At 68.2% G+C, this 26,192-nt stretch carries 24 protein-coding genes and 1 pseudogene; 14 read left to right on the top strand and 11 right to left on the bottom strand.

The window, feature by feature from the left end:
* Window positions 1-36 precede the first annotated feature (36 nt).
* The 3 genes from truD (at window position 37) to ACWHYQ_RS19025 (ending at window position 3,321) form a co-directional block, all read left to right on the top strand.
* Complete coding sequence (gene truD / locus ACWHYQ_RS19035) at window positions 37-1,095, top strand: tRNA pseudouridine(13) synthase TruD (RefSeq protein ID WP_447973665.1); 1,059 nt, start codon at window positions 37-39, stop codon at window positions 1,093-1,095.
* A gap of 127 nt (window positions 1,096-1,222) precedes the next feature.
* The gene (locus ACWHYQ_RS19030) at window positions 1,223-2,470 is read left to right on the top strand and encodes an ornithine cyclodeaminase (protein WP_447973664.1); all 1,248 of its coding nucleotides are present in this window, start codon (window positions 1,223-1,225) and stop codon (window positions 2,468-2,470) included.
* A gap of 50 nt (window positions 2,471-2,520) precedes the next feature.
* Window positions 2,521-3,321 (top strand): dimethylarginine dimethylaminohydrolase family protein, encoded by an 801-nt coding sequence (locus tag ACWHYQ_RS19025; protein ID WP_447973663.1) that lies wholly within the window; start codon window positions 2,521-2,523, stop codon window positions 3,319-3,321.
* Window positions 3,322-3,324: 3 nt separating this feature from the next.
* Here the strand turns inward: ACWHYQ_RS19025 and ACWHYQ_RS19020 are convergent, their stop codons facing one another.
* The 3 genes and pseudogenes from ACWHYQ_RS19020 to ACWHYQ_RS19010 form a co-directional block, all read right to left on the bottom strand.
* A complete protein-coding gene (locus ACWHYQ_RS19020; protein WP_447973662.1) occupies window positions 3,325-4,074 on the bottom strand; it encodes an ROK family protein in 750 nt (249 codons plus the stop codon).
* 60 nt (window positions 4,075-4,134) lie between these two features.
* The gene (locus tag ACWHYQ_RS19015; protein ID WP_447975620.1) at window positions 4,135-4,377 is read right to left on the bottom strand and encodes a hypothetical protein; all 243 of its coding nucleotides are present in this window, start codon (window positions 4,375-4,377) and stop codon (window positions 4,135-4,137) included.
* 54 nt (window positions 4,378-4,431) lie between these two features.
* Window positions 4,432-4,497: pseudogene (locus ACWHYQ_RS19010) on the bottom strand (zinc-ribbon domain-containing protein); the annotation flags it as partial.
* A 194-nt stretch (window positions 4,498-4,691) separates the two neighbouring features.
* Here ACWHYQ_RS19010 and ACWHYQ_RS19005 point away from each other — a divergent pair.
* From ACWHYQ_RS19005 to larB, 3 genes are all read left to right on the top strand, one after another.
* Entirely contained in the window at window positions 4,692-5,294 is a 603-nt protein-coding gene (locus ACWHYQ_RS19005; protein WP_447973661.1) for a hypothetical protein, read from the top strand.
* Between the two features lie 147 nt (window positions 5,295-5,441).
* Window positions 5,442-6,479 (top strand): NAD(P)H-dependent glycerol-3-phosphate dehydrogenase, encoded by a 1,038-nt coding sequence (locus ACWHYQ_RS19000; protein ID WP_447973660.1) that lies wholly within the window; start codon window positions 5,442-5,444, stop codon window positions 6,477-6,479.
* Between the two features lie 4 nt (window positions 6,480-6,483).
* Complete coding sequence (gene larB / locus ACWHYQ_RS18995) at window positions 6,484-7,245, top strand: nickel pincer cofactor biosynthesis protein LarB (protein WP_447975603.1); 762 nt, start codon at window positions 6,484-6,486, stop codon at window positions 7,243-7,245.
* Between the two features lie 67 nt (window positions 7,246-7,312).
* On the opposite strand, the gene ACWHYQ_RS18990 is transcribed toward larB, so the two are convergent.
* On the bottom strand, window positions 7,313-7,903 hold the full coding sequence (locus ACWHYQ_RS18990) for a hypothetical protein (protein WP_447973659.1): 591 nt from the start codon (window positions 7,901-7,903) through the stop codon (window positions 7,313-7,315).
* A 205-nt stretch (window positions 7,904-8,108) separates the two neighbouring features.
* On the opposite strand from ACWHYQ_RS18990, the gene larC reads away from it, so the two are divergent.
* From larC to ACWHYQ_RS18950, 8 genes are all read left to right on the top strand, one after another.
* Window positions 8,109-9,317 carry a nickel pincer cofactor biosynthesis protein LarC gene (gene larC, locus ACWHYQ_RS18985; protein WP_447973658.1) on the top strand — a complete coding sequence of 403 codons (1,209 nt, stop codon included), beginning with the start codon at window positions 8,109-8,111 and terminating at the stop codon, window positions 9,315-9,317.
* The gene (locus ACWHYQ_RS18980; RefSeq protein ID WP_447973657.1) at window positions 9,314-10,312 is read left to right on the top strand and encodes a sodium:calcium antiporter; all 999 of its coding nucleotides are present in this window, start codon (window positions 9,314-9,316) and stop codon (window positions 10,310-10,312) included. The genes larC and ACWHYQ_RS18980 overlap by 4 nt, the downstream gene beginning before the upstream one ends.
* 147 nt (window positions 10,313-10,459) lie before the next feature.
* Entirely contained in the window at window positions 10,460-11,536 is a 1,077-nt protein-coding gene (gene pdxA, locus ACWHYQ_RS18975; protein WP_447973656.1) for a 4-hydroxythreonine-4-phosphate dehydrogenase PdxA, read from the top strand.
* Between the two features lie 2 nt (window positions 11,537-11,538).
* Window positions 11,539-11,868, top strand: a complete 330-nt coding sequence (locus ACWHYQ_RS18970; RefSeq protein ID WP_447973655.1) for a hypothetical protein — start codon at window positions 11,539-11,541, stop codon at window positions 11,866-11,868.
* Window positions 11,869-11,882: 14 nt separating this feature from the next.
* Window positions 11,883-12,686: a 16S rRNA (adenine(1518)-N(6)/adenine(1519)-N(6))-dimethyltransferase RsmA gene (gene rsmA, locus ACWHYQ_RS18965; RefSeq protein ID WP_447973654.1), complete on the top strand. Its 804-nt coding sequence runs from the start codon at window positions 11,883-11,885 to the stop codon at window positions 12,684-12,686.
* A 149-nt stretch (window positions 12,687-12,835) separates the two neighbouring features.
* The gene (locus tag ACWHYQ_RS18960) at window positions 12,836-15,262 is read left to right on the top strand and encodes a DNA translocase FtsK 4TM domain-containing protein (RefSeq protein WP_447973653.1); all 2,427 of its coding nucleotides are present in this window, start codon (window positions 12,836-12,838) and stop codon (window positions 15,260-15,262) included.
* 106 nt (window positions 15,263-15,368) lie between these two features.
* Window positions 15,369-16,001 (top strand): LolA family protein, encoded by a 633-nt coding sequence (locus ACWHYQ_RS18955; protein ID WP_447973652.1) that lies wholly within the window; start codon window positions 15,369-15,371, stop codon window positions 15,999-16,001.
* Window positions 16,002-16,057: 56 nt separating this feature from the next.
* Window positions 16,058-16,846, top strand: a complete 789-nt coding sequence (locus ACWHYQ_RS18950) for a 2OG-Fe(II) oxygenase (RefSeq protein WP_447973651.1) — start codon at window positions 16,058-16,060, stop codon at window positions 16,844-16,846.
* Window positions 16,847-16,860: 14 nt separating this feature from the next.
* Here the strand turns inward: ACWHYQ_RS18950 and ACWHYQ_RS18945 are convergent, their stop codons facing one another.
* The 7 genes from ACWHYQ_RS18945 to ACWHYQ_RS18915 form a co-directional block, all read right to left on the bottom strand.
* Complete coding sequence (locus ACWHYQ_RS18945) at window positions 16,861-18,252, bottom strand: sigma-54-dependent transcriptional regulator (RefSeq protein ID WP_447973650.1); 1,392 nt, start codon at window positions 18,250-18,252, stop codon at window positions 16,861-16,863.
* A 121-nt stretch (window positions 18,253-18,373) separates the two neighbouring features.
* Complete coding sequence (locus tag ACWHYQ_RS18940) at window positions 18,374-18,823, bottom strand: response regulator (RefSeq protein WP_447973649.1); 450 nt, start codon at window positions 18,821-18,823, stop codon at window positions 18,374-18,376.
* Entirely contained in the window at window positions 18,750-20,423 is a 1,674-nt protein-coding gene (locus ACWHYQ_RS18935) for a PAS domain-containing sensor histidine kinase (protein WP_447973648.1), read from the bottom strand. Before ACWHYQ_RS18935 ends, ACWHYQ_RS18940 begins: the two co-directional genes overlap by 74 nt.
* Window positions 20,424-20,497: 74 nt before the next feature.
* Window positions 20,498-20,698, bottom strand: a complete 201-nt coding sequence (locus ACWHYQ_RS18930; protein WP_447973647.1) for a hypothetical protein — start codon at window positions 20,696-20,698, stop codon at window positions 20,498-20,500.
* 326 nt (window positions 20,699-21,024) lie between these two features.
* On the bottom strand, window positions 21,025-21,465 hold the full coding sequence (locus tag ACWHYQ_RS18925; protein WP_447973646.1) for a response regulator transcription factor: 441 nt from the start codon (window positions 21,463-21,465) through the stop codon (window positions 21,025-21,027).
* A 226-nt stretch (window positions 21,466-21,691) separates the two neighbouring features.
* Window positions 21,692-24,499, bottom strand: a complete 2,808-nt coding sequence (locus ACWHYQ_RS18920) for an ATP-binding protein (protein ID WP_447973645.1) — start codon at window positions 24,497-24,499, stop codon at window positions 21,692-21,694.
* A complete protein-coding gene (locus ACWHYQ_RS18915; RefSeq protein WP_447973644.1) occupies window positions 24,496-26,184 on the bottom strand; it encodes a c-type cytochrome in 1,689 nt (562 codons plus the stop codon). Before ACWHYQ_RS18915 ends, ACWHYQ_RS18920 begins: the two co-directional genes overlap by 4 nt.
* Window positions 26,185-26,192 lie beyond the last annotated feature (8 nt).

The raw sequence follows: 26,192 nt of genomic DNA, 5'->3' as shown, positions 1-26,192 counted from the left end.
GAAGGGGCGGCCCTTAGTGGCTGCGGCTAGTATACCATGATGATCCCGAATCCAGCAGGGCTCTCAACCGAAGTGCTACCCCATCTGACGAGGGAGATTCCCGGGATCGGCGGGGTTATCCGGGCACAGCCGGAGGACTTCCAGGTGGAGGAGTGTCCCCTGTACCTGCCCTGCGGGGAAGGCGAGCATCTCTACCTGCGCATCACGAAGCGCGGGCTCTCCACGCCGGACCTGGTGAAGCGGCTGTCCTCCACGTTCGGCGTCAAGATGATGGGGATCGGCGTGGCCGGGCTCAAGGACGCGCGGGCGGTTGCCACCCAGATGGTCTCGGTGCAGGGGTTGTCCCCGGACGCGGCGGGGCGGCTCAAGCCGGACGCGCAGATCCTGGCGGTGCAGGTGCTGGGGCGGCACCGCAACCGGTTGCGGACTGGGCACCATGCCGGGAACCGGTTCCGCCTGATCGTCCGGGACGTGGCGCCTTGGGCGCCCACGTCGGTCCCGCGTATCCTGGAGACCCTGGCGACGCGCGGGGTCCCGAACTTCTTCGGCCCGCAGCGACAGGGCCGAGGCGGCCTCAATTACAAGCGGGGAGCCGAGCTGCTGGGCGATGCCGCGCGCAGGGCGAGGATGCCGCGGTCCAAGCGTCTCTGGTACCTGCACGCGTATCAGTCGCTGCTTTTCAACCGGGTGCTCGCGCGTCGGCTGGACCGGCTCGACCGGGTGCTGGCGGGGGACTGGGCCATCAAGCATGCGAACGGCGCCTGTTTTCCGGTCGAGGACGCGGAGCGCGAGCAACCCCGGGCCGCGGCCTTCGAGATCAGCCCCACGGGTCCACTGTTCGGCTCGCGCGCACCCTGGGCGACTGGCGAGCCCGGCGCCATCGAGCTGGCGGTCGCCCGCGAGTTCGGCGCCACGCCGGACTCCCTCCGCCGGGCGGCGGCCGCCTGCGGATTCCGCGGGGAGCGCCGCGCCCTGCGCGTCCCGCTCAGGGACCTGGACTGGTCGCTGGACGGCTCGGTCCTCACCCTCTCGTTCACCCTCCCTCCCGGCGCCTACGCCACCAACGTGCTCCGCGAGCTGATGAAAACGGACTAGAGGCCAGGGGCGCGCGGCGTGGTAGAATCGGCGGACCGACGGCGGTCGGCTCGTCGCGAGGCATTCGCGGGGAGGAATCGGGTGCGGGCTGACTGCTGACGGCTGAGCGTCGAACGCTGAGGTCGGTATGGCCGCTTCTCAAGAGACCGTCGTTCTCCAGGGCCACATCATCGACTCGCTGATCCTGGCGAAGGTGCTGGATACCATCCTGATGATGGGCGGCACCTTCGACTTCAGCGAGGTGCGAATCGGGAAGACCAGGGAGGAGCCGTCCCACGCGAAGATCGTGGTCCAGGCGGCTACGCCGGAACTGCTGGCCGAGATTCTCCGCGCGATCCAGCCGCACGGCGCCTCGGTCGAGCGCGAAGGCGACTGTACGGTCGAGCCCGCCCCGGCCGACGGGGTGTTCCCGGACGCGTTTTATGCGACGAGCCACTTTCCCACTCAGGTCTGTCTGCAGGGGCGATGGGTGGAAGTCGAGGCCATCGAAATGGACCTGGGGATCCGCGTGGACCCCGGTCTGGCCTCCGCCCGCGCCATCCCCATGGGCGCGGTGCAGCGCGGCGACCTGATCGTCACGGGCCGGCAGGGGATCCGGGTGCTTCCCTTGGAGCGGCCCAAGGAGCGGGACGTCTTCAGCTTCATGCAGGCGCAGGTGTCGGCCGAGCGCCCTCACACCCACATCATCGCGGACATCGCCCGCCGCATGCGGGCGATTCGCGAGGCGCGCGAGCGGCACGGCGAGGCGGGCGGGAAGGTCTTACTGGTGGGCGGGCCGGCCATCATCCACGCCGGCGGCCGCGAGGCCGCCGCCTGGTTGATTGACGCGGGGTTCATCCACCTCCTGTTCTGCGGCAACGCGCTCGCGGCCCACGACATGGAGGCGCACCTGTTCGGCACCTCCCTCGGCTATGCGCTCGCGGCCGGGCGCGCGGTGCCCCACGGGCACGAGCATCACCTCCGCACCATCAACCGCATCCGTGCGATCGGGAGCATCCAACGGGCGGTCGAGACCGGCGTGATCACCGACGGGATCATGGCGGCCTGTGTCCGTCGCGGCGTGCCCTTTGTCCTCGCCGGCTCGATCCGGGACGACGGTCCGCTCCCCGGGGTCATCACGGACACGATGGCGGCGCAGGCGGCGATGCGGGCGGCGCTACCCGGCGTGAGCCTCGCGCTGCTCGTCGCCTCGACGCTGCATGCCGTGGCGACCGGGAACCTGCTGCCGGCGACGGTCCCCACGGTCTGCGTGGACGTGAATCCCGCCGTCCCGACCAAGCTGGCTGACCGCGGGAGCTTCCAGGCCGTCGGCCTCGTGATGGACGCGGCCTCGTTCCTCCGCGAGCTGGCCCGCGAGCTGGGTTGGAAGGGCTGAGTCCTGCGGACGTCGGCGAGGTGCTGCGTGATAGGTTCTGCGGAGGGGGTATGAGCCGGTTCCTGGTCTGCCCACCCGACTACTTCCGCATTGACTACGAGATCAACCCCTGGATGCGCCGGTCCAATCGGGTGGATCCGCCCCGCGCGCGCGAGCAGTGGGAGGGCCTGATGGCCGTGCTGGAGAAGGACATCGGCGTCACGCTGGAGCGGATGGCGCCGGTGCCGGAGCAGCCCGACCTGGTCTTCACCGCCAACGCGGGCGCAGTGATGGGCCACCTCGCCGTGCTGAGCCGCTTCCGGCATCCGGAGCGGCAGGGCGAGGAGCGATATTTCGAAGCCTGGTTCCGGAACCACGGGTATGAGGTGGTCCGGCTGGACGGGGACCTGTACTTTGAGGGGGCGGGGGATCTCCTCGGCTGGCCGGGCCTCTGGTTCGGGGGGTACCGGCAACGGTCGGACATCCGGGCCTACGTCCGGCTGAGCGAGATCTTCGGGCAGGAGATCATCCCGGTCGAGCTGGTGGACAGCCGTTTCTACCACCTCGATACCTGCTTTTGCCCGTTGAGCAGCGGCGAGCTGCTGTATTACCCGCCAGCTTTCGACCCCTATGCCCAAGCCGTCATCGCCGACCGTGTCCCCGCCGACCGGCGGCTCGTCGTGCCCGCCGCCGAGGCCCTCCGGTTCGCCTGCAACGCGGTCTGCGTCGGGCGGGACGTGGTGCTGCCGACCGGCTGCCCCGAGACGATGCGGATGCTGGCGGCGAAGGGCTACCGGTCGCACCCCGTCCTGCTCGACGAGTTCATGAAGGCCGGTGGCTCGGCCAAGTGCCTCACGCTCGCGCTCGATTGACTCTTAACGTGGTCCCGCGGTCTTCGCGTCCTCCCGCCACAGGGCGATACCCCCGAGGAGGCCGGCGCGGTTGGACACGAGTTTCGCATTCGGCGGCAGCGCGCCCGTGATCTTCTCCGCATTTCCGCCCCCGATGAAGAGCCGATCGTAGTTGAAGACTTGCTCAAGCTGCGCGATGGCCCGCCGTAGCCGCTTGTTCCATTTCTTGACTCCGGCCCGCTTGAGCGCCCGGTTGCCGAGCCGCTGCTCATAGGTCTTGCCGTCCTCAAACGGATGGTGGGCCAATTCCAGGTTCGGCACCAGGACACCGTCCACGAACAAGGCCGACCCGAGGCCGGTTCCGAGGGTGAGCACCAGCTCGACGTCCCGGCCCTCGATCGCGCCGTAACCCTGGACGTCGCCGTCGTTGGCGGCGCGGACGGGCTTGCCGAGCCGCTTGGCCAGGGTCTCGGCCAGACGGAAGCCGGCCCACGAGGGATGGAGATTGGGGGCTGTGCGGGTGATCCCGTGCCGGACGACGCCGGGGAAGCCGACCGAGACGCGCTCGAACTCGCCCTGTCGCTTGGCGAGGGCGACCACGGCGGCGAGCACCGCCGCCGGCGTTGCCGGCCGCGGGGTCGCCACGCGGGCCCGTTCGGTCAGCGGCCGTCCGTCCGCGTCCAGGACCATCGCCTTGATCCCGCTCCCGCCGATGTCCACGGCGAGCGTGCGGGGCCGCGGTGCGGCACGGTCCGTGGCTCGTTCCTGAGGCATAGCTACTCCTCCCCGCGCCGAGAGCCTTGCGGCTCGCCCGGTCCCCGGTCAGGTGCGCCGTCACTTCGGGCGGGACCGCAACAGCCACGAAGCGTAAAAGCCCGCGACCGCGATCGTGACGAACTCGACCGTCATCAGGGCGCGGCTGATGACCCCCGTTCCGTTCCCCTTCAGGCGCGGTGGGTTCAGGACGAAGTGGAAGCCCAAGAATTCCGGCGGCTGCCCCGGCGGGGTCTCCCACGGGGGAAACAGCGCCGCCAGGACGAGGCAGAGGACCATGACGTAGAGTGCCGTCATGTTCATCGCTTCAGCCTCACGGCTACCCGGTGTGGAACCTGCGCCGGGCCACACCACACGGCCGCAGCGGATGCAGAACCGGCTCTCCTCCGGCAGGGATTGCCCGCAATGGCTGCAGAGGCTCATCGGCGACCTCGTCGGCAGCGTCGGAATTGAAGCCTACCTGGAATCGCGCCAGGATTCCAGTTCGAGCTTGCGGCTCGCCGATCCTGTCCGAGCCTGCCCGTCCAGGGGATGGCGGGTGTTCCAGGGGTCGGCCAGCCATAATAGACAGTCGGGCGGCGTCTGTGCGATAAGAGGCGCATTGTGAGAATTGTGAGATGGGAACCGTGACAGGAAGGGCGCGCGCTCGCAAGGGGGTTGGAGGCTCACCCGCGGCGTGGCTCGGCTCGCCAGGCCCGGTTGTCTGGGGGGTGCTCCTCGTCGCGGTCCTCTCGGCTTGCGCCACGGGCGGTGAGCCGCGGACGACCAAGCCTGAGCGCGTCCCGGCCTTGGGCGTGCAGCCGGCGCGGGTCGCCATCCTTGTGCCGTACACCACGGACCGCATGCTCGCCACCGCCTATGCGAAGCTGGAGTCCAGAACGGCGAATCTCTTCCAGACCGTCCTCGGGAGCCAGGTCGCCGAGCGGACGGACCTGCCGTCGGTCCAGGCGGAGCAGCACTGGCAGTATGCCCAGCCGGCGGCCGAAGACAGCCTCGTGTCGCTGGGCCGGCTGGTCGGGGCCGACGCGCTGGTGCTGTACCGAATCGTCACCCCCGACCTCGCCGAGCGGATGTTCGCGGAGAGCGGCGCTGCGCTGTCGCCCGTCTCTGTCCTAGCCAAGGTCGTGGGCGTCGAGACCGGGCTCGTCCTCTGGACCTACGAGGTCACGGTGCCCACCCGGTCGGCCGGGCACCACATCGCGCGGGAGGGGGGGGTATGATCCCGGCGTTTGGCAGGCCCTGGATCGCGGCGTGGATGAGATGTTGGCGGCCCTGGCCGAGGCGATCGTCTGCGAGCAGGCTCGCTGCGGGCTCCGATCGGTGCCCTGACGGTCCGGCTCCCAGGGAGGAGGGGCGAGGACGGACGTATGACCGGTGACGAAGAACCGATCGAGCAGATCGCGGTTGTCGGGGCGGGCGCCTGGGGCACGACGCTGGCCAAGCACCTGGCGGGCAAGGGCTACCAGGTCCGGCTCTGGGCCTACGAGCCGGACGTGGTGGAAGCGATCCGCGGGAAACGGGAGAACCAACTGTTTCTGCCTGGCGTCAGCCTGCCGGCGCCGGTATCGGCGACCAACGTGTTGGCGGAGGCCGTCTGTGGCTGCAGCCTGCTGGTCTTCGCCGTTCCCTCCCATGCCGCCCGCTCGGTGCTCGAACGAATGGCCCCGCTGCTGACGGAGCCCGTGCCGCTGATCAGCGCCACCAAGGGCATCGAGGAGACCACCTTTGCACTGATGTCCCAGGTCATAGAGGACACGCTGCCGTCCGGCATGGGCCGCCGGCTGACGGTGCTCTCTGGCCCGAGCTTCGCCATCGAGGTCGCCCGCGGGCAGCCGACCGCGGTCGTGTTGGCCGGACAGGACGCCGCCCTGGTCCGGCGCCTCCAGGCCTGCTTGATGACGCCGGTCTTCCGGGTTTACGCGGGCGCCGACCTGATCGGCGTGCAGCTCGGGGGGGCGCTCAAAAACGTCATGGCCGTCGCGGCCGGCGTCGTGGACGGCCTGGAGCTCGGGCACAACGCTCGTGCGGCGCTGATCACGCGGGGGCTCGCCGAGATGATCCGCCTCGGCACCGCCATGGGAGCCGACCCCAGGACCTTCTACGGGTTATCCGGCCTGGGCGATCTCGTCCTGACCTGCACCGGCCCGCTCAGCCGGAACCACGCGGTGGGCGTGCGGCTGGGACGGGGGGACTCGCTGGAACGCGTCCTGAGCGAGACCCGGACCGTCGCCGAAGGCGTGCGGACGTCGCGAGCCGCCTGGGGCCTGGCGCAGCGCTACGGGGTGGACATGCCCATCGTGCGCGAGGTCTGTGCGGTGCTCTTCGAGGGCAAGGCCCCGACCCGGGCCGTGGCCGACCTCATGGAGCGGGCTGCCAAGGATGAGCTGGACGGGAGCGCCGGGTGACGCGATGGAGCTGACTCGCCTGAGGCGGCTATTGCAGGATTTGCGGGCCGGGCGCGCCGACGTGCCGCAGGTGCTCGAGCGTCTGCGGTCCCTCCCGTATGAAGACCTGGGGTTCGCCTCGGTGGACCACCATCGTGCGCTGCGCCAGGGCTTTCCCGAGGTGATCTTCTGTGAGGGGAAGACTTCCCAGCAGGTCGCGGCGATTGCGCGGGGGCTCCTCAAGCGGGGTGGGCCGCTGCTCGCCACCCGCGCGACTCCAGAGGTGGCGGCGGCCTTGGCCAAGCTAGATCGGCGCGCCACCTACCATGAGCTAGCCCGGACCGTCGTCGTGCGCACGCAGAAGGCGAGGCCGAAGGGGGACATCCTGATCGTGACGGCGGGAACCGCCGACTTGCCCGTCGCGGAGGAGGCGCGCGTGACGGCGGAGGTGATGGGCAGCCGGGTGAGCGTGCTCCACGACGTCGGCGTGGCCGGGTTGCATCGCGTGCTGGACCGCCACGCGCGGCTGCGGCAGGCGCGCGTGCTCGTCGTCGTCGCCGGCATGGACGGCGTGCTGCCCAGCGTGGTGGGCGGGCTGGTCGACCGGCCGGTCATCGCCGTGCCGACCAGCCGGGGCTACGGCGCAAGCTTCGGAGGACTCGCGGCGCTCCTGACGATGCTAAACTCCTGCGCGGCCGGGGTCGGCGTCGTGAACATTGACAACGGGTTCGGCGCCGGCTGCCTGGCGCACCGGATCAACATCCTGGGAGGAAAGCGGGAAGGGTGATGGGCGATCAGCGAAGTGATGAGAAGAATTCTTCAGGCACGCCCCAGCACGCATCACTCATCACCGATCACTTCACTTCGAGGACGCCCCGCTTCGGCCAGGAAACCATCTGCGTGCGGATGCCATTGTCGCCGGAGGCCAGGAGCTTAGCCCGTACTTCGTAATGGTACTCGCCCTGCCCGACGACCTGTTTCCTCTGGTCGGTTCCGTCCCACGTCAGCGTCACGTCCACGTAGCCCGCCCCGGCGCCTGGCTGGCCGGTTTCGACTGCGGGCTGCCTCGGCGCGGCGCCCGGGTCGGCCGGGGCGTCCGCCGACGGGGTCTCGACCGGCTGGCGCTTGGAGAGAAATCGCATCGAGCGCTTGGACGGCGAGCTGATCAAGGACGAGACTTCGAGGATCGAGGCGCCGTCCAGCTCCTTGGGCAACTGGACGCGCACCGACAGGTCCAGGCTGCCTTCCTGGGGGGAATAGGGGGTCGGCGAGAGGGTCACGGCGAGGATCTTGAGATCAGGCTCCTTGACGGGCACGCGCTTGCGCTTGGCGGCGACCTGGTCCGGCAAGCAGAACAGGCAGAGCGTGCCCACGAGCGCCGCCAGCGCGTACGCGCTCCTGGCGCGGGCGAAGAAGGAGCCTGGCTGACTGGGAACGAGCGGCATCCGGATCCGTGGGGTCGCAACAGATTGCCTGCGGAGGTGCAACGCCGCCCCGTGGATAACATAGGGCGTGCACCCTGTCAACCACCCGCCTGCGGCGGCTGTGTTCCGGCGTGCCGGTTGCCGCCTCGGCGCATTGCTGGGAAGGCTCGCTTCCGTGTAAGATGGCCGCAGGTTTCTGCGTAGAGGTCTCGGAGCCGGTGCCGCGATGACGCACTTGCACTTCGATTGCTTCTCGGGGATCAGCGGCGACATGATTCTCGGCGCGCTCGTGGACGCCGGGCTCCCGCTGAAAGAGCTGGCGCGGGGCCTCAAGGCGTTGCCGGCCGATGGCTATACCCTTCGGGCCCGGCGCGTCCTGCGCGCCGGACTGCATGCCACGAAGGTGGACGTCCTCATCCGGGATGGGTTCCGGTCGCCCTTGAGCCTGCGGAGGATTGATCGGCTCCTCGCGGCCAGCCGCCTGCCCGAACGGGTGAAGCGCCAGGCGCGGGAGGTGTTCGAGCGGCTGGCTGGCGCCGAGGGCGTCGCGCATCGGGTGGGGCGCCACGAAGTGCGGTTCCACGAGGTCGGGGTGATCGACTCGCTCGTGGATGTGGTGGGAGGGCTGCTGGGATGCCACCTGCTGGGCGTGGAGCGGGTCACGGCGTCGGCCGTGAACCTGGGCGCCGGCATGGTGGAGGCGGCCCACGGCACGCTGCCGGTCCCGGGCCCGGCCGTCGCCGCGCTGGCCCGCGGGATTCCCGTGTACAGTCACGGGCCGAGCTATGAGCTGACGACCCCGACTGGGCTGGCCCTGTTGCGTGTCCTGACCCGGGATTTTGGGCCGCTGCCGCCGATGCGCCCGACCGCCGTCGGCTACGGCGCGGGCGGGGCCGATCCCGAGAGTTGGCCCAACGTGCTCCGCGTGTTTCTCGGCGAGAGCGGCGCCAGCCCGATCGGCCGGACCGACTGCGTGGTCCAAGTCGAGACGAATCTGGACGACCTCAGCCCGCAGGCCTACGACCTCGTGATGGAGCGGCTTTTTAAGGCCGGCGCGCTGGATGTCACGCTGACGCCGGTCATCATGAAGCAGGGTCGGCCGGGGGTGGTGCTCGCAGCTCTGGCCCCGCCCGAGCGGGCCGACGCGGTCGCCGACGCGGTGCTACGGGAGACCACCACGCTCGGGGTCCGACTGCAGGAGCTGCACCGGCGCGTGCTGCCGCGCCGGCTTATGTCCGTCCGGACGCGCGCCGGCGCGGTGCGGGTCAAGGTGGCCGAGGTTGAGCCGGGCCTGGTCAAGGCGGCTCCCGAGTACCAGGACTGCAGGCGTCTCGCGGAGCGGACGGGCCGCCCCCTTCGGGAGATCATGGAGGAAGCCCTGTTGGCGTTTGCGAAACGCAAAGGCAATAAGGGGCAGAGAGCGGAGGCCCGGTGACGATCCTGCTGTACGTCGCGATGTTCGCGGCCTCCGTGATCATCACGCTCGGAGGCTGCGCGCTGTTCACGAACGGGATTGAATGGCTCGGCAAGCGGTTGAAGGTCCCGGAGGGGGCGGTCGGGAGCATCTTCGCGGCCGTGGGAACGACGCTGCCCGAGACCTCGATCCCCGTCATCGCCATCTTCTTCGGCACTGGGCAGGAACGGGCGGAGGTGGGGATCGGGGCGATCCTCGGGGCGCCGTTCATGCTGAGCACGCTGGTGCTGCCGATCCTGGCGGGATTGCTGCTGCTGTACGCGCGGCTGGGCAAGCGGGCGCCGGCGTTCAAGCTGGATTACCGCGAGGTCCGCATGGATCTCTGGTTCTTCCTGGTTGCCTACGGGCTCGGCGTCGCCTGCGCGTTCGTTCCGGCGAAGCCGGTCCACTACGTCGTCGCCGCTGGGCTGGTCTTGCTCTACGTCGTCTATGCCTACAAGAAGTTCTCCGCGGAGCCTGACGCTGGCCCATCCGGGCTCGATCCGCTCATCTTCGCGCGGCGGTCGGCCCGGCCGGCCTATGCGATCATCGGGCTGCAGGGCACGGTCGGCCTGGTCGCCCTGGTCGCCGGCGCGCACCTGTTCGTGACGGCGGTCAAGTCCATCGCCGCCTCGTTGTCCGTTTCCCCGCTGCTGCTCGCGCTGCTCGTCGCGCCGCTGGCGACGGAGCTGCCCGAGATGTCCAACAGCTTTCTCTGGCTCTACCGGCGCAAGGACGCCCTGGCTGTGGGGAACGTCACCGGGGCGATGGTGTTCCAGGCAACCTTCCCCGTTTCGGTCGGCTTGCTCGGGACGTCCTGGGTTCTGGCGCCGCCGGCTGTGGCGACCATGGGGCTCGCGCTGGTCGGGGCCGCGTTCAGCCTGGCGCAACTGTTCTGGGGCGGGCACTGGCGGCCCTGGCTGCTCGGTGGGTGCGCGGTGCTGTACATCGGGTACACAATCTATCTGGCGGGATGAACTGAAGCGGTCAGCGATCAGCCATCAGCGAGCCGCCGCCCCAAGGCTGTTCCCTCGGCACCCGCCAGGGTTCCGGCTGAGGCTAGTTGGCCGTTTCTGGATCCTGGCAGTCGCCGGGAGGACGAGTCTGAAGGCTTATTCGTCATCATGACACGTCAGACTGCGGACAAGCCCATCCTCGGCATCACGATGGGCGACCCGGCGGGGATCGGGCCTGAAGTGGTGGCCAAGGCCTTCACGGGCCGGGATCTGCCCCGCGTCTGCCGCCCGCTCGTGATCGGCTCCGTCCCGGTGATGGAGGCCACGGTCCGCGCCTTGCGGCTGCCGCTGCGCGTCATCCCGATTGAGGCTCCGGAGGACGGGCTCGGCCGCCGCGGCGCGCTGCCCGTCCTGGACCCGCTGGACCGGCCGTTGGGACCGGTGCGGATGGGGGCGGTCGCTCGGAGCACCGGTGCCGCGTCCGTGGCCTTCGTGGCCGCGGCCGTCCGTCTGGCGCAAGCCAGCCGGGTGGACGCGATCGTGACCGCGCCGATCAACAAGGAAGCGATCAATCTCGCGGGCTATGCCTATCCGGGGCACACGGAATTGCTCGCCGACCTGACCGGGAGCCAGGAAGTGGGGATGATGATCGTCGGCGGGCCGCTCAGGATCATGTTCACCACGACCCACGTCGCGATCGGCGATCTGCCCCAGGCACTGACTCGTGAGCGTGTGGGGCGGGCGATCCGGCTGGCCGACCGGGCGATGCGGGAGCTGTTCGGCGTGCCGCGCCCCTCTCTCGGGGTCGCGGCGCTGAACCCCCACGCCGGGGAGGGCGGCCTGTTCGGCCGGGAGGAGCGCACGAGCATCCTGCCCGCGGTGCGCCGGGCGCGGGCCGGTGGCCTCACGGTCAGTGATCCTCTGCCGGCCGACACGCTGTTCGTCAAGGCGGCGCGCGGCGACTACGACGCGGTCGTAGCCATGTACCACGACCAGGGGCTGATCCCGCTCAAGCTGCTAGCCTTCGGAACCTGCGTCAATCTGACCGTCGGCCTCCCCATCATCCGGACCTCGGTGGATCACGGAACGGCCTACGACATCGCCGGGCAGGGTGTGGCCGACTGCGGCAGCCTGGTCGCGGCGGCCCGGCTCGCGGCGCGGCTCGCAGCGCGGCGGCGTGGGAGAGCCAACCGGTCCTCCGTCCAAGCGGGCGACGGCCGGCGGCTCCGGTCAAAGGAGCGTTGAGCATGCCCGGCCACACCGATTCCGCCATGGAGATGATTCGGCGGCAAGTCAAGGAGCTGGATCAGATCGTTGCCCAGGCGATGAAGGACTTGAACGCCATCCGCGGGATTGAGACCATGAGGAAATGGAAGGCCCGGACCGCCGGCCTGCTCGCCGAACAGGTCGGCGCGGCCGAGGCGCAGCGGTTCTCGGCTAAGGGGACCGGCCCCGCCTTCGCCAACGATTTGCAGGAGGAGATGCAGGATGAGGCCGAGGAGTACCGGACCTTTCTCCTCTCGTTGCTGGAGGACCTGAGGAAGCGCGCGGCCCACCCGGGGCCCCCGCCATCTTGACAAGCTCGCTGCCCATGACCACCCCTGCCGCCCCGCGGGTTCTCAAACGGTTCGGCCAGCACTTCCTCATCGACCAGAATATCGTCCGCAAGATCGTCGCCGCGGCGGCGCTGGGTTCCACGGACACGGTCTTGGAGATCGGGCCGGGGCGCGGTGTCCTGACGAAGGCCCTCTGCGCCGCCGCGCGGCGGGTCATCGCGGTCGAGCTGGACTCGAAGCTCGGCGCCTATTTGGCCGGCGCGCTGGCCGACTGCGGTAACCTCGAGCTGCGGATCGGCGATGCGCTGACGTTTCCGTACGAGACGCTGCCCAAGGGCACGGTCGTTGTCGCGAACCTGCCCTACTACGTCTCGACGCCGCTCCTGTTTCGCCTGTTCGAGGTGCGGGACCGGCTCGACCGGCTGGTGCTGATGCTCCAGATGGAGGTGGCGCGGCGGCTCGTGGCGACGCCCGGCTCGGCCGACTACGGCGTGCTGTCGGTCCTGGCTCAGTTCTTCTCAACGCCGGCTCTGGCCTTTTCCGTGTCGCGGCACTGTTTCCGGCCTAAGCCCGCGGTCGAATCCGCGGTCGTCACGCTGACGCTGCGGGGCCGGCGGCCGGTCTCGGTTCGAGATGAAGAGGCCTTCATCCGGACCGTCCGCGCCGCTTTCGCGCACCGCCGCAAGACAATCGCGAACTCGCTCCGCGACGAAGGGTGGGCCCCCGAGGCGATCCGGCGGGCGCTGGAGACCGCCGGCGTCCAGCCGTCGCGCCGAGCCGAGACACTAAGCCTCTTGGAGTTCGCCGCGGTGGCGGACGCGCTGGGTGAGGCCGGATAGACAGGGGCAGGAGCGTGATCTCCGTCCACTCCCGCTGGGTCTGCGATAGGCGCTTCTTCCTCACAGAGCCTATCGCTGTCCGGTCGGCTGGTGGCGCACCGGGCGCCGCCGGCTGACAGCTTCCGCGTTTTGTGTTACCATTCCCGGCTATGGGGGTTTCTACCACGGCGAGGCGAGGCGAGGTCCGCGGCGCCTCCCGCCCATCGTCCCATCGGAAACACGAGGTGATCGGGGTCCTCCTGATCACCCTGAGCCTGCTGGTCCTCCTGAGCCTGATTTCCTTCACCCCGACCGACCCACCGCTGGTAGGGGCGCCGCTGGAGCCGGGCGGCCAGCCCGGCCAGACCCGGAATATGATCGGGGTGGTCGGGGCCACATTGGCAGCCGGCCTCTTCTGGTTCGCGGGGGCGGGGGCCTACTTACTGCCCTTCCTGCTCGTCTCGCTCGGCACGCGCTGCTTCTTCGAGGGCGAGCTGCGGCTGACCGCCAAAAGTGTAGCCGGTGCGGTCGTCGCGCTCCTCTTCCTGAGCGGATTGCTGCACCTCGAGGTCACGGCCGTGCCGACCCTGTTCAGCGGGCTGGTCTATCGGGGCCGGGCCGGCGGGGCAGGCGGGGCGCTCCTAGCCGAGGGCCTCAAGGGTTACTTCGCCAGCACCGGGGCGCATATCATTCTGCTGGCAGGCCTGACCGTGTCCCTGTTGCTCGCCACGCCGGTGTCGCTCGCCGAGCTGGCGCAGCGGACGTCGGCGTGGTGGGACCGGGCCGCGGAGATCCTCGGGGCCCTGTTGCCCGACCGGGCCGAGCGGGACAAGAAGGCGGAAGGCAAGAAGAAGCGGAAGGAGAAGCCGGTCACGATCACGAGGGCTCCGGTCGAAGAGCTGGCTGCGGCGACGGCTGCGCCTGCGCTCGGGGAGTTCGCTCCGCTGGCCACCGCGGAGACACTCCCCGCATCCCCCGCCCCATCCGCTCCAATGGAGGAAGCGCCGCCGGCCGTCGTCACCCTCTCGGTCTCGACGGGGTACGTGCTCCCCGATCCCCGGGAGCTGCTGGAAGAGCCGCCCCAGCCGGCCCAGCGGCTCACCGACGAGCAGCTCAAGGCGCAGTCCGAGGTGCTGACCCGCGCCCTGCAGAACTTCGGGATCGAAGGGAAGGTCACCGAGGTGCGGCCCGGCCCCGTGGTCACGATGTACGAGTTCGAACCGGCGCCCGGCGTGAAGGTCGCCCGGATCGTGAACCTAGCCGACGATCTCGCGCTCGCGCTGAAGGCGACCAGCCTCCGCATCGTCGCGCCCCTGCCGGGCAAGTCGGTCGTCGGCATCGAGGTGCCCAACCCCTACCGGGAGATCGTCTCGTTCAAGGAGGTCATCACCAGCGAGGCGTTCACCCGGTCGCGCTCGAAGCTGACCCTGGCGCTCGGCAAGGACATCTTCGGCGCCCCCGTGGTCGCCGACCTGAAGGCGATGCCGCACCTGCTGGTCGCGGGCGCGACCGGGGCCGGAAAGAGCGTCTGCCTGAACTCCATGCTGTTGAGCCTTCTGTTCAACGCGGGGCCCGACGAAGTCAAGCTGCTGCTCGTGGATCCCAAGGTGCTCGAGCTGCAGGCCTACGACGGGGTGCCGCACCTGCTCCGGCCGGTCATCACCGACCCGAAATCCGCCGCGCGCGGGCTCACCTGGGTCGTCCAGGAGATGGAGCGGCGCTATAAGCTCCTGGCCGAGGCCGGCGTCCGGAACATTGACGCGTACAACCGGCAGGTCCTGCAGGCGCAGGGAAGGGCCGCGTCGCCTGCCGACGACGCGGCCAGGCAGGAGGATCTGCCGATGGAGGACCTGTCCGAGGAGGAGCGCTTGTCCGCCGGCGAGAGCGCGACCCCGGAGCTGGCCGGCCGCGCAGGCCCGCGGCAGACGCCGCCCGCGCCGCTGCCCTACATCGTGGTGATGATTGACGAGCTGGCCGACCTCATGATGGTCGCGCCCAAGGAGGTCGAGGAGAAGATCGCGCGCCTCGCGCAGATGGCGCGGGCCTCGGGGATTCACCTGGTCCTGGCGACGCAGCGGCCCTCGGTGGACGTGCTGACCGGGCTGATCAAGGCCAACTTCCCGGCCCGGATCGCGTTTCAGGTCTCCTCGAAGACGGACTCCCGGACGATCCTCGACGCCAACGGCGCGGAAGCCCTGCTCGGCAAGGGGGACATGCTGTACCTAGCCGCCGGGACGGGGCGGCTGACCCGCGTCCACGGCTCCTTTGTGGCGGACGAGGATGTCCACCGGGTGGTCGAGTTCGTGAAGAAACAGGCGAGCCCCGCGTACAGCGAGGAGCTGCAGGCGGCGGTCCGGCAGGAAGAGGCGGCGGAGGCGCAGGAGAAGGACGAGATCTACGAGCAGGCCAAGGACCTGGTGATCTCCTCCGGCCAAGCCTCTGCCTCGCTGATCCAGCGGCGGCTGCGGGTCGGCTATCCGCGGGCGGCTCGGATGATCGAGCGCATGCAGGAGGAAGGCATTGTGGGGGCGCCGGGCCGGGACGGGCGGCGGGAGGTCCTGGTGCGGCGCGGCCCGGTCGGCGGCGAGCCGGCCTAATGTCATGCAAGATGTAAAAGGCAAAATGCAAAATGGAAGACGGGAGCCCGGTGCAACCTGGTTCTGGATTCTTCCTTTCGCCGTTCACCTTTCACTGGTCACTGTTGTGGCCGCCGGTGCGGCGGATGAGGTCAAAGAGGCGGTCAAGAAGCTCCAGGCGCGCTACGAGCAGACGAAGGACCTCCAGGCGGACTTCACGCAGAAGACCCGGATCGAGGGGTTCACCACGCCGATCGAGTCCAGCGGCCGGCTCTACCTCAAGAAGCCGGGCCGGCTCCGGTGGGACTACCTGCATCCGAACGTCGAGGAGATCTACGTCAACCACAACGACGTGCAGATGTACGTGCCGGAGCACAAGCAGGTGCTGGTCGGCAAGCTCACGCAGATGGCGGCCTCGCAGGCGCCGCTCCAGTTGCTTCAGGGGATGGCGCGGTTGGAGGAGCAGTTTGACGTGCAGCCCACGGACGGCGCGAAGGGCGCCGGCGGGCTGCCGCAGCTGACGCTGATTCCGAAGGCGGATGTGCCCGAGTCCGTCCGGACGGTCGCGAAAATCGTGCTGGAGCTGCAGCCGAAGACCTATTTCATCAAGCGCCTCTCGATCCACGAGATCAGCGGGAACGTCTCGACGTTCGAGTTCACCGGCCTCAAGCCCAACAGCGGGCTCAAGAACGAGCTCTTCGAGTTCACGGTGCCGCCGGGCGTGGAGGTCGTCAAGGCGCCGGTGCTCACGCCGCCGTGAGCGAGGCCTGAGGGCTGGGGGCGAAGGGCCGAGAGAGGGAGAGAGCGGGACGCGGTATGATCGGACCCGACGTGACATCCGTCGGCGAGGCCGTCAAGCGGGCGATCGCGTCGCTCGACTTCGAGCGCGTGCGCCGGGAATATTGGGAGCAGAACGAGTTCGTCTTTCTGCCGCAGTTCCTGCCGCGCGCGTTCGTGGAAGCCCGCCTGGTCCCTGCGGTGGAGCGCCTCAAGCCGGCGCTGAACCGCAACTACATCCCCAAGCACAAGAAGGGCGGGAGCGTCAGCTACTTCACCCTCCTCGAGCAAGCGCCGGTCTTCCTGGAGCTGTATCGCTCGCCGGCCTTCCGGGACTTTCTCGGCCGGCTGGTGGGCGCGCGGCTCATGCTCTGCCCGGACGACGATCCGCATGCATGCGCGCTGTACTACTATACGGAGCCGGGCGACCACATCGGCTTTCACTACGACACCTCCTATTACAAGGGCGCGCGGTACACCATCTTGATGGGGCTGGTGGACCGCTCCGAGCGGTGCCGGCTGGTGTGCCAGCTTTACAAGGACGACCCGTCGCGGGAAATGAAAGAACTCTCGCTCGCCACCGCGCCGGGGGATCTGGTGATCTTCAACGGCGACAAGCTCTGGCACGCCGTCACGCCGCTGGGGGAGGGGGAAGAACGGGTGGCCTTGACGCTGGAGTACGTGACCAGCCAGGAAATGGGGGCCGTCAAGCGGCTGTACTCGAACCTCAAGGACGCGTTCGCCTACTTCGGGCTCCGCGCGGTGTTCACGCGGCGGGCGGCCGCCCCGCCGCGCAAGGGCTCGCCCCCGCCCTTTGGCGCGGGCTGACCGCGGCCGCCGTCCTACGAGCCTACCGCCGAGTCAATCTGCACGTTCTTCTGCTTGATGAGGTGGGCGAGGTAGGTGCGCTGAAGCTTGAGGAGGTCGGCCGCCTTGGTCTGATTGCCGCGGGCCCGTTGGAGCGCGCGGCGGATGATCGCCCGGCTGTGCGCCTCCATGGACTCGTGGTACGGCAGGTCCCGGTACGAGGCGGGCTCGTCGCCCGCGTTCGGCTCAAGCCCGGCGAGGCCGAGCGCGGCGGGTCCGATCTCGTCGGTCAGGCTGAGGGCGACGGCCCGCGCGAGGGCGTTGTCGAGCTCCCGGATGTTCCCCGGCCAGGCATGGGCACGGAGGGCGTCCAGCGCCTCGGGCGTCAGCGTCGTGTGCGGCCGCTTCGCCTCCCGCGCGTGACGTTTTAGGAAATGGTCTGCCAGCGCCGGAATATCCTCCGGCCGCTCCCGGAGCGGCGGGAGCGTCAGGCTGACCACGTTCAGCCGGAAATACAGGTCCTCCCGGAACGTGCCTGCCCGGACCGCCTGCTTTAAGTCCCGGTTCGTCGCCGCGAGCACCCGGATGTTGACGCGCACCACCCGAGTGCCGCCCACCCGGGTGAACTCGTGATCCTGCAGGACGCGCAGGAGCTTGGCCTGCAGGGACAGCGGCATGTCGCCGATCTCATCGAGGAAGACGGTCCCGCCGTCGGCCAGCTCGATCTTCCCCTTCTGCTGCCGGTCGGCGCCGGTGAAGGCACCCTTTTCATGACCGAAGAGCTCGTTTTCGAGCAGGGTCTCGGTGAGGGCGACGCAATTGATGACGACGAAGGGGAAGGCGCGGCGGGGGCTCCACTGGTGGATGGAGCGGGCGAAGAGCTCCTTGCCCGTGCCGCTCTCGCCCAGCAGCAGCACGCCGGCGTCGGAGACAGCGGCCCGCCGGGCGATGTCCACGACCGCTCGGAGGGCGGCGCTGCTCCCGATGATGGTCGCATAGCGGGCGTCCACCTCGGAGCGAAGGCACTCGATCTGTCGCTGGAGGACCTCGCGCTCGAGGGCCTTGCGGACGGCGATGGCGAGGTGATCCGGGTCGAACGGCTTGGTGACGAAATCCCAGGCGCCCAGCTTCATGGCCTCGACCGCCCGGGCGATGGTCCCGAAGGCGGTCATCATGATGACGGGCAGGGCGTACCCGTTCACCCCGGCCTGCCGGCCCTCGGCGAGGCGCTGCAGCACCCCGAGGCCAGGCAGCTTGGGCAGTTCGAGGTCCAACAGCATGAGGCTCGGCGTCTGCTGCTCGACCGACTCGAGCGCCGATTCGCCATCGCCGGCCACGAGCGTGTCGTAGCCCAGCGCCTGTAGGCGATCCTGGAGCATCGCGACGATATCGGGGTCGTCGTCCACAATGAGGATGCGTGGCCGCATCGCGTCTCCTCGCCCTGCTCGCGCGGCCGAGCTGGCCGCCGCTGGTCGCCGCCCGAGGCCCCAGCCGCCCCGAGTCTACTCTTCAGCCGAGAGGAGGGCAAGATCGCGGCTCCACCGGCCGCTAGGTCGTGAACTGATCCTTCAGGATCACGTGCTGGTCCACGGCCTTTCTGACGACCGCCAGCAGGTCCTCTCGGGCGATCGGCTTGACGAGGTAGTCCAGCACGCCCTGCCGCATGAGGGACACTGCGAGCTCGACGTCCGGGTAACCCGTGATCACCACGACCGGCACGCCGGGGAAGTGGGTGCGGAAGTAACCGATGGCTTCAGGCCCGCCGACCTTCGGCATGCGGATGTCGCACAGGATGGCGTCCACCATCAGCGGGTTGTCGCCGGTCTTCATCAGCCGGATGCCCTCCTCCCCGTTCTCAGCCTCGACGACTTCATAGCCGGCCTTCGTCAGAGTGAGGACGATCGGCTTTCTGACCTTGGCTTCGTCATCCACGATCAGGATGCGACCCTGCCGGGCCGGCGTCCCCGGGGCGTGACTGACTCGATGCAGGTTCATCATGGAACTCCTCCTTTGCCGGTGTGTCGGGCCGGGAAACGGGGAATTGCACCACGAAGGTCGCCCCCTGGCCCGCCTCGCTTTCCACACAGATGGTGCCCCCGTACTTCGTCACCAGCTTGAGCGCGACGCTCAGGCCCAGCCCCGTGCCTTGGCCCGGCTCCTTGGTGGTGAAGAAGGGGTCGAAGATCTGGCTTTGCAGGGACCGCGGGATGCCGCAGCCGGTGTCCGAGACCCGGACGCAGAGGGTGTCGCCCCGCCGCTGCGTGGCCAGGGTGAGCACGCCGTGCCCGCCCATCGCCTGCACGGCGTTGGCGATGAGGTTCACGAAGATCTGGTCAATCTCCGTGCGGCGCGCCCGGATCGGCGGGACGGGTTCGAGCTGCAGCACGATCTCGACCTGGCCGAATTTGAGGCTCCGCTGGACCATCTTGACCGCCTCCGCCAAGCGATCGGACAGCATCAGCTCGGTTTCGGACTCCTGCGCGGAGGGGCGGGCATAGGCGGAGAAGTTGCGGACCACCGTGGCCACGTGCTGCGAATACTCGACGATGTCCCGGGCGCACTCCTTGATCCTGGCGCAGTCCTCCTCCTGGAGGATGATTTCGGCCATGCCGAGAATTCCCTGGACGGGATTGTTGATCTCGTGGGCCATGCCCGACACGAGCGTGCCCAGACTGGCCAGCTTCTCCGCCTGGATGAGTTGGGCCTGGAGCTGTTTCCACTCCGTGATGTCTTCGGCGATGCCGGCTACACGGTAGACGGTGCCGGCCTCGTTCCGGATCGGAAATGCCTGATCCAGGATCCAGCGGAGCGATCCGTCCGGCCGCACGATGCGGTACTCCTCGCGGTAGGCTCCGCGCACCTGCTTGGTCAGGGCCGCCGCTTCGACACGGGGCCGGTCCTCGGGGTGGATGGCGTCCAGCCAGCTCCGCGGGTGCTCGTACAGGCTGTTGCAAGTCCGGCCCCAGATCTCTTCGTAGGCCGGGCTGACGTAGAGCAGCTTGTCCTTGTCGGGCGTGGTCATCCAGAAGACTTCCCGGATGTTTTCGGCCAGTTGCCGGAACCGCTCCTCGTGCTCGCGAAGCGTGGCTTCCGCGCGCTTGCGCTCGGCGATGTCCCGGATGATTCCGCTGAAGAAGGTGCCCCGCCGCGTCGTCCACGATGTGAGCGAAAGCTCCAGCGGGAACTCGCTCCCGTCCTTGCGGAGCCCGAATAGCTCAACGGTCTGACCGAGCAACCGCGCCACACCCGAGGTCCGGTAGCGCTCCAGCCCCTGCCGATGGGCCTCCCGAAATCGCGGCGGGATGATCCACCACAGCGGTTGATTCCGGATCTCGTCCGGCGTGAAGCCGAACAGGCGCTGGGCCGCGCGGTTCCACGACACGATGCGTCCGTGCTGGTCGGCCACCACGATCGCGTCCGGCGCGGCCTCGACCACGGAGCGGAACTGCTCTTCGCTGTCGCGCAGCGCGTGCTCCGCTCGCTCGATCTTGGCCACCAAGGCCCTGAGCGCGTTCGCCTGGTGCAAGGTGACCTCGGGTTCGCTCGAGCCGGCTGGCCCAGCCTCGTCGTGTGGCTGCAGTGGCTTCGTCTGGTCCATGGAGGCACCTGACTTGCCCCGTCCGTCACGGTAACGGACGGGGGTACAGGCCGGTAGCATGACCCTTGTCTGGGCTAGGCTGCCTTCTTCGATGCGGAGGGATCGGCCGCCGGCCCCACGGCCGACGCCGACCGCGCCGCGCTGGCGCCAGGGTCCGGCTCGATGAGCCGGACCGGCTTCTGGTCAGCCGCCGCGCTGTCGAGCAGGAGCGCGGCGACGGTCAGCACGAGCATGCCGAAGAGGGTCAGCGCCGTGAACAGAATTCCCCACGCCATGGTGAGTCCTCCTTTACCGAGCTGGTTCGCTGGTGGGTGCGTAGCCTTGCGACCCTTCCAATTCATCCCCATCTTTGAGGGGAGCAATTGTAGTGCCAAAGGGGACAGACAGGAGCAGGGCAGCCGGGCTGACACCAGAACCTGTTGACTTGCTGGGAAAGAGCGAAGACGATCGAGTCATGGCGTTGAGCGGGGACGGTGCAGGAGGAAGAGCCTGCTTATCAGTTCGGATACGACCTGTCGGTTATTGCGTACGGTCCGGGCACGCGCGCGGTCTGGGCAGGACCGAGGCCGCCGGGAGCAAAGGAGGATGCGGACGGGGTGCTTCACCGGTCTTGCGGGATGCAACGGGCCAGGGTCTCCTGGAGGAGCGAGAAATTGAAGGGCTTTAGGAGAATGGCCTGCGGGTTGAGGTCCAGGGCCTGCGCCTCGCGCGTCCTGCTTTCATTGGCGGTGATGATGATGACGGGAAGCGCAGGATGGAAGTGGCGAAGCTGTCGCAGCACCTCGAGGCCATCCATGTCGGGCAACCCGAGATCCAACATCACGCCGATGTACGCCTGCGTCTGCAGCGCCTCGAGCGCCGCGGCGCCGTCCGCTGCCGTCTCCACGGCGTAGCCCTCGGCCGCGAGCCGATCGCGCAGAATCGACCGTATATCCGGATCGTCGTCAACGACGAGGATGCACGGAGCCCTGGATGGGCCGGGAAGGACGCTCACGGCTGTGGCCTCGCCCCGCGCATAGTGGAGATGGGCCGACTCAATCATGCGGCACCCGGCGTGAGGTCCCCTGCGATGTGGACGTCACGACCGATCCAGGTAAGGGCATGCCGTTAAGCAAAATCGGGGCCTGGGCGTGGCTCAGACCGGGCGTGGAACGGAACAGCGTGGATTTCCTACAGAACGTCCCAGGCCTGTGGAGAGAAAGTCCCGGTGTGGAGACCTGCAACTCGTATTGAATCCCGTACAGGGGAGTATAGAAAGACGGACAGGGTCAGCCCGAGGGCGACGCGGGTCCTGGCTGTATCGGCGCCGACGCAGCGCCGAACCATCGTGCCGCCATTTCCTTCAACTGTTCGGCATCAAAGGGTTTGAGCAGGTAGGCTTGGGCACCCAGGCTCATGGCCTGGATCGCCCATTCCTTGGCCCCCGAGGCTGTGACCATGATGATCGGAATGGCCGGGTCCGTCGCGCGGATGCGCCGGAGCACTTGGAGCCCGTCGAGCTCGGGCATTCCGATGTCCAGGATCAGGCCGGCGAACGAGCGGGTGGCCAAGGCCTCCAAGGCCTTCAGGCCGTCGGCGGCCGTCTCCACGCAGTACCCCTCTGCGGTCAGGCGATCCTGGAGAAGCTTGCGGATGTCGGCGTCGTCGTCCACGACCAGGATGCGCTTGCCGGCCCCGCTGGGCGTCGCCCTGGCCGGCCGACTCGCCGGGCGCAGCGGGACCGTGAACGAGAACTCGGTCCCCTGGCCGGGTTCGCTCCGGGCCGTGATCCTGCCCCCGTGCAACTCGACCAGCGTCTTGACGATGGCGAGGCCCAAGCCCAGCCCTTGGCTCTTGACCCGCTGCTCCGCGCCGGCGCGGAAAAAGGGATCGAAGATCCGCGGGAGCGCCTCGGGCGGGATACCGGCGCCGGTGTCCCGCACGGTGACGCGCGCGAACTGCGGGTCCGCCTGTGCAACCTCGACCGTGATCGCGCCGTCCTCGGGCGTAAACTTAATGGCGTTATGGACCAGGTTCGTGACGATCTGGATCAGCCGGTCCGCATCGGCCCAGACCATCAACGGCGCGTCTGCCCCGCGCACCTCGAGGCGGTGCCGCTTCGCCAGCGCTTCGGGCCGGAGTTGCTCCACGGCTTCGGCGAGGCATTGCCGCAGATCCACCTCGTTCGGCACCAGCTCGATCTTGCCCGCCTCGATCCGGGATTGCTCGAGCAGCTCCGCGATCATGCGGATCAGGCGATGCGTGTTCGCGGCGACCCGGGCCAGGTAGGTGTGCTGCTTCTCGGAGAGCGGGCCGGCGAGCCCGCCGAGCATGTTTTCGACGAAGCCCTTGATCGCGGTGAGCGGCGTGCGCAGCTCGTGCGACACGTGGGATAGGAACTGGGACCTCAGGCGATCCATTTGCTTGAGCTGGTCGTTCGCGGCCGCCAGCTCCTGGTTGACCCGCTCCAATTGCGCCGTCCGCTCGCGCACCTTGGCTTCCAGGCCGGCGATCAGCTCCTCGATTTGCCGGTACGCGTTGGTATTGTCGAGCGCGATGGCCACCTGCGCGGCGAGCGTCCCGATCAGGTTCAGGTCGTCCTGGCCGAGGCGGGGCTCTCCGACGCGCTCCACGGTCAGGGCGCCGAGAATTTCGCTCTTGGCCCGCAACGGCACTGAGATGACCGACTTGGCCTGGAGACGCTGCGCCAGTTGCCGATGGAGGGGGTGCAGCCGGTCCCAGGCCTCCCGAACGTCGGGGAGCAGGACCGGCTCGCCCTTCAGCAGGACGGTCCCTTCGATGCTGTCCGGATCCTGGACTGGCACTTCCATCGTCCGGGCGAACGCGGCCAGCTCTGGGGGGACCCCCAGAATCCTCGTCTCGGAGATGACTTGCCGGGGCCGATCGAAGAGACTGATCATCGCCCGGTCGTAGCGCAGCTTGTCCACGACGGTGTGCAGGACCGTGTCCAGGAGCGCCTCCCGATCCAGGATGGAGGTAAACACCAGGCCGGTGTTGTGCAGGGTGGTCAACTGGTTGATCCGCCGCTGGAGGTCGGCCATCAGTTGCTGCTGCTGGACATACGCCTCTTGCATCTCCACGTGACGGGCATCGAGCGCCCGCACCTGCTCCGCGACGAGTCGTTCCCGCTGCACGATTTCGCTGCGGAGAATGCGGCGGGCGACGGCCGCCAGAAGCCGGCGGAAGGCGCCGCCGGGCTTCAGGTCCAGGGGCTCCGACGCCATCGGGATCTCGTGCGGACCGGCTGCGCCGCCGGAGTCCGCGGGGGTGCGGACCGGCGCCTCCGGCGGCAGGTGCGCGGCGATCGCCTGGCTGGGTTCGCGCGCGGTCCCCCGGCCCAACAGCAGCCACGCCCGCCGCCGCTCGCCGGACCACGTCACCTCCCATTCGCAATAGTCGTCCCCCTCCGCAATACAACGAAGATCCTCGGCGGTCGCGGGCGGCAGGTTGTGAAACCGCTCCGGGACGCCGGCGAAATAGCCCTTGACCGCGTCGCACCACAGATAGGCGCAGGCGCGCCGGTACGGACCGAAGTGCTCGCACATGCGCTCGCTGAACGTCATACGCAACAGGCCACGGCTGTCGCCGATGGAGATGGCCTCGACGAGGAAGGCGTCCTTGGCGTACCGCTGGGAAAAGTACGCCGACATCCTGTAGATCTGTGCGACCGAGAAGGGCCGACCCAGCACCTGGATGAGGTGCGAGATCGCCTTTTCCCGGGCCATGTGGAAGTTGAACCGCCGATCCCCGGAGATGTCCAGGCAGAACTGCCCGTTGAACGCCGAGAACTCGCACGAATAGCCGTTCCAGGGATTCTTCAGAAACTCTTCCGTCACGTGGAAGGCCGGATCGCGGATCCGCTCGTTTAGGCGGCGGACATGTTCCGCCACGGCGAGGCGCCCGGCTTCGGGGCCGCCCCGGCGGCTCATCACGTCTTCCAGGTGCTCGACGGATGCCCTGATGACGATGCCGCTGAGGTCGTAAATCATGCGGCCGTCTGGTCGCCGCCCGAACGGCTGGAACAGCATGAAGGGCCGTTCGGTGATGGGATGGTCCTTCGAGAGGAGGGTGCTCATAGTGTTTTCAAGTATTCCAAGAGCGCTTCTTTCTCGTCGTCGCGGAGGTCGGTCCCATCGAGATGCCCTTGGTTGCCGTTGCCCGGGATACGGGTGTCGTACAAGAAGAACGTCCCGCAAGGCGGGGTCGAGACGAACCCGACATTCGTCCAATCGTACTCGTCGTTGCCGCGGCAGAACCGTTTGGGACGATCGTCTGGCTTCTTCAAAAGATCTCTCAGGGTCGGGACCGAGCCGTTGTGGAGATACGGCGCCCGGAGCCAGAGGCCGTCCAACGGGACGTTGTTATAGCCCTCGGTCGTCCGGAACAGACGGAACTGCCAGTCGTACCCCTTTCCCACTTTGCGCTTCAGCTTAGCCGCAAGCTCGTTCGTGAAGGCGTCCAGGCGATGGCGATCCGTGCCGACGTTCTCGATGGGCTCGACCATCCCGAACCGGTGTCCGTCGGGGCTGTGACAGGCCGCGCAGTGCTCGAGATAGACTCGTCTTCCCACCGCGCTCCGATCCGGATCGTGTGGCTTGGGAGCGAACGCATCGTACTTCGGCGGGGCGAGCGTCTTCGCCCAGCGGACCATCAGGTCCAGACTGTTCCGGTCCAGCGCGGCGGGGGTCGCCCCTACCCCGACGGCGGCTGTGATCGCGGCCTCGGTCAACTGCGTCGTGTTGCCGTCCCAGTGGAACCCCCGCCCCATCCGCACTTGCAGATTCCAGATCGAGGCGGCGTCGGCAAAGCCCTGGGCCTCGCCGACGGGCATCTCCTGGAGATTGACCAGACGACTGTCCTCCATCCATTCGAACGTGAAGTCGGGGGCTAGGTCTCCCAACGTGGTCCAAGCTTGAAGCCTGAGGACCTTGTAAGGGGCCCAGGTATCAATGCGTCCGGGCCCGGCGTCACTCTTGAGCTTAGTGGGGCAGGTGTCTTCTTCTCCCTGCTTCGTGTCGAGGCCATGGAGGAAGCAGAACTTTCTCTCCAGCCTGCCGATCTCCCAGCGATAGAGGGTGATCAGGAACCGGTAAACGGTCCGCTGGATCAGCCCCATGGAGAGGTGAGGGTCTCCCAGCTCTTTGCGTCGGTTCTCGGCGATTGCCCGAAGCAGCGTATCGGATTCGAAGTTCTTGTGCTTTGCCGCCTTGAAGAGGTACACGAAAAATTTCTCCACATCCACGGTCTGGCCCGGCATGCCCGCGATGACCTCGTGGCGTTCCGACTGTCCCGGCCTTCTGAGTGCCGAGGCGTGACACAAGGCGCAATTGATGCCTACCACATCCACGCCCCAGTCCACGCCGAGTCGGTTCATCCTGATGCCGATCCGGCGTCTCGAGAAGCCGAGCGGACGATCCATGAGCAGATTGCCGTTCCGGTCCCGCTCCACGATCAAGCCGAAGGCTTCGTAGCCGCGCCCTTTCACGGTCGGCATCACCTCCCCCGGTGGAACGACGGTCGGCAGCACCTTAAAGAGCCAGTAAGGGAGACCCGCCTTGAGATTGTCCGACCCGATCGAGCCGTACTTGAAGTGTTTTTCCAGATCGCAATGCTTGACGTCCTTCTCATCGGCGCAATAGCTCACAGGGGTGCCGTGGAGGATCTTGATGAGGTCCAGCACCAAGACCGACACATTAAGAGCGCACAGCAACACTAGGACCCGCACCGCACACTTGCGACGGCGACTCACATCATCGGCCATGCTGGCGC

The sequence above is a fragment of the Nitrospira sp. Kam-Ns4a genome (genome assembly GCF_965152595.1).
The sequence above is the reverse complement of the archived record's forward strand: the minus strand, read 5'-3'. Positions and strand labels throughout refer to the sequence as shown.

Bases quoted from the DNA above. Each gene is read 5' to 3' on its own strand.
- truD (WP_447973665.1), top strand. From the start codon at position 37: ATGATGATCCCGAATCCAGCAGGGCTCTCAACCGAAGTGCTACCCCAT.
- ACWHYQ_RS19030 (WP_447973664.1), top strand. From the start codon at position 1,223: ATGGCCGCTTCTCAAGAGACCGTCGTTCTCCAGGGCCACATCATCGAC.
- ACWHYQ_RS19025 (WP_447973663.1), top strand. From the start codon at position 2,521: ATGAGCCGGTTCCTGGTCTGCCCACCCGACTACTTCCGCATTGACTAC.
- ACWHYQ_RS19020 (WP_447973662.1), bottom strand. From the start codon at position 4,074: ATGCCTCAGGAACGAGCCACGGACCGTGCCGCACCGCGGCCCCGCACG.
- ACWHYQ_RS19015 (WP_447975620.1), bottom strand. From the start codon at position 4,377: ATGAACATGACGGCACTCTACGTCATGGTCCTCTGCCTCGTCCTGGCG.
- ACWHYQ_RS19005 (WP_447973661.1), top strand. From the start codon at position 4,692: ATGGGAACCGTGACAGGAAGGGCGCGCGCTCGCAAGGGGGTTGGAGGC.
- ACWHYQ_RS19000 (WP_447973660.1), top strand. From the start codon at position 5,442: ATGACCGGTGACGAAGAACCGATCGAGCAGATCGCGGTTGTCGGGGCG.
- larB (WP_447975603.1), top strand. From the start codon at position 6,484: ATGGAGCTGACTCGCCTGAGGCGGCTATTGCAGGATTTGCGGGCCGGG.
- ACWHYQ_RS18990 (WP_447973659.1), bottom strand. From the start codon at position 7,903: ATGCCGCTCGTTCCCAGTCAGCCAGGCTCCTTCTTCGCCCGCGCCAGG.
- larC (WP_447973658.1), top strand. From the start codon at position 8,109: ATGACGCACTTGCACTTCGATTGCTTCTCGGGGATCAGCGGCGACATG.
- pdxA (WP_447973656.1), top strand. From the start codon at position 10,460: ATGACACGTCAGACTGCGGACAAGCCCATCCTCGGCATCACGATGGGC.
- ACWHYQ_RS18970 (WP_447973655.1), top strand. From the start codon at position 11,539: ATGCCCGGCCACACCGATTCCGCCATGGAGATGATTCGGCGGCAAGTC.
- rsmA (WP_447973654.1), top strand. From the start codon at position 11,883: ATGACCACCCCTGCCGCCCCGCGGGTTCTCAAACGGTTCGGCCAGCAC.
- ACWHYQ_RS18960 (WP_447973653.1), top strand. From the start codon at position 12,836: ATGGGGGTTTCTACCACGGCGAGGCGAGGCGAGGTCCGCGGCGCCTCC.
- ACWHYQ_RS18950 (WP_447973651.1), top strand. From the start codon at position 16,058: ATGATCGGACCCGACGTGACATCCGTCGGCGAGGCCGTCAAGCGGGCG.
- ACWHYQ_RS18945 (WP_447973650.1), bottom strand. From the start codon at position 18,252: ATGCGGCCACGCATCCTCATTGTGGACGACGACCCCGATATCGTCGCG.
- ACWHYQ_RS18940 (WP_447973649.1), bottom strand. From the start codon at position 18,823: ATGATGAACCTGCATCGAGTCAGTCACGCCCCGGGGACGCCGGCCCGG.
- ACWHYQ_RS18935 (WP_447973648.1), bottom strand. From the start codon at position 20,423: ATGGACCAGACGAAGCCACTGCAGCCACACGACGAGGCTGGGCCAGCC.
- ACWHYQ_RS18930 (WP_447973647.1), bottom strand. From the start codon at position 20,698: ATGGCGTGGGGAATTCTGTTCACGGCGCTGACCCTCTTCGGCATGCTC.
- ACWHYQ_RS18925 (WP_447973646.1), bottom strand. From the start codon at position 21,465: ATGATTGAGTCGGCCCATCTCCACTATGCGCGGGGCGAGGCCACAGCC.
- ACWHYQ_RS18920 (WP_447973645.1), bottom strand. From the start codon at position 24,499: ATGAGCACCCTCCTCTCGAAGGACCATCCCATCACCGAACGGCCCTTC.
- ACWHYQ_RS18915 (WP_447973644.1), bottom strand. From the start codon at position 26,184: ATGGCCGATGATGTGAGTCGCCGTCGCAAGTGTGCGGTGCGGGTCCTA.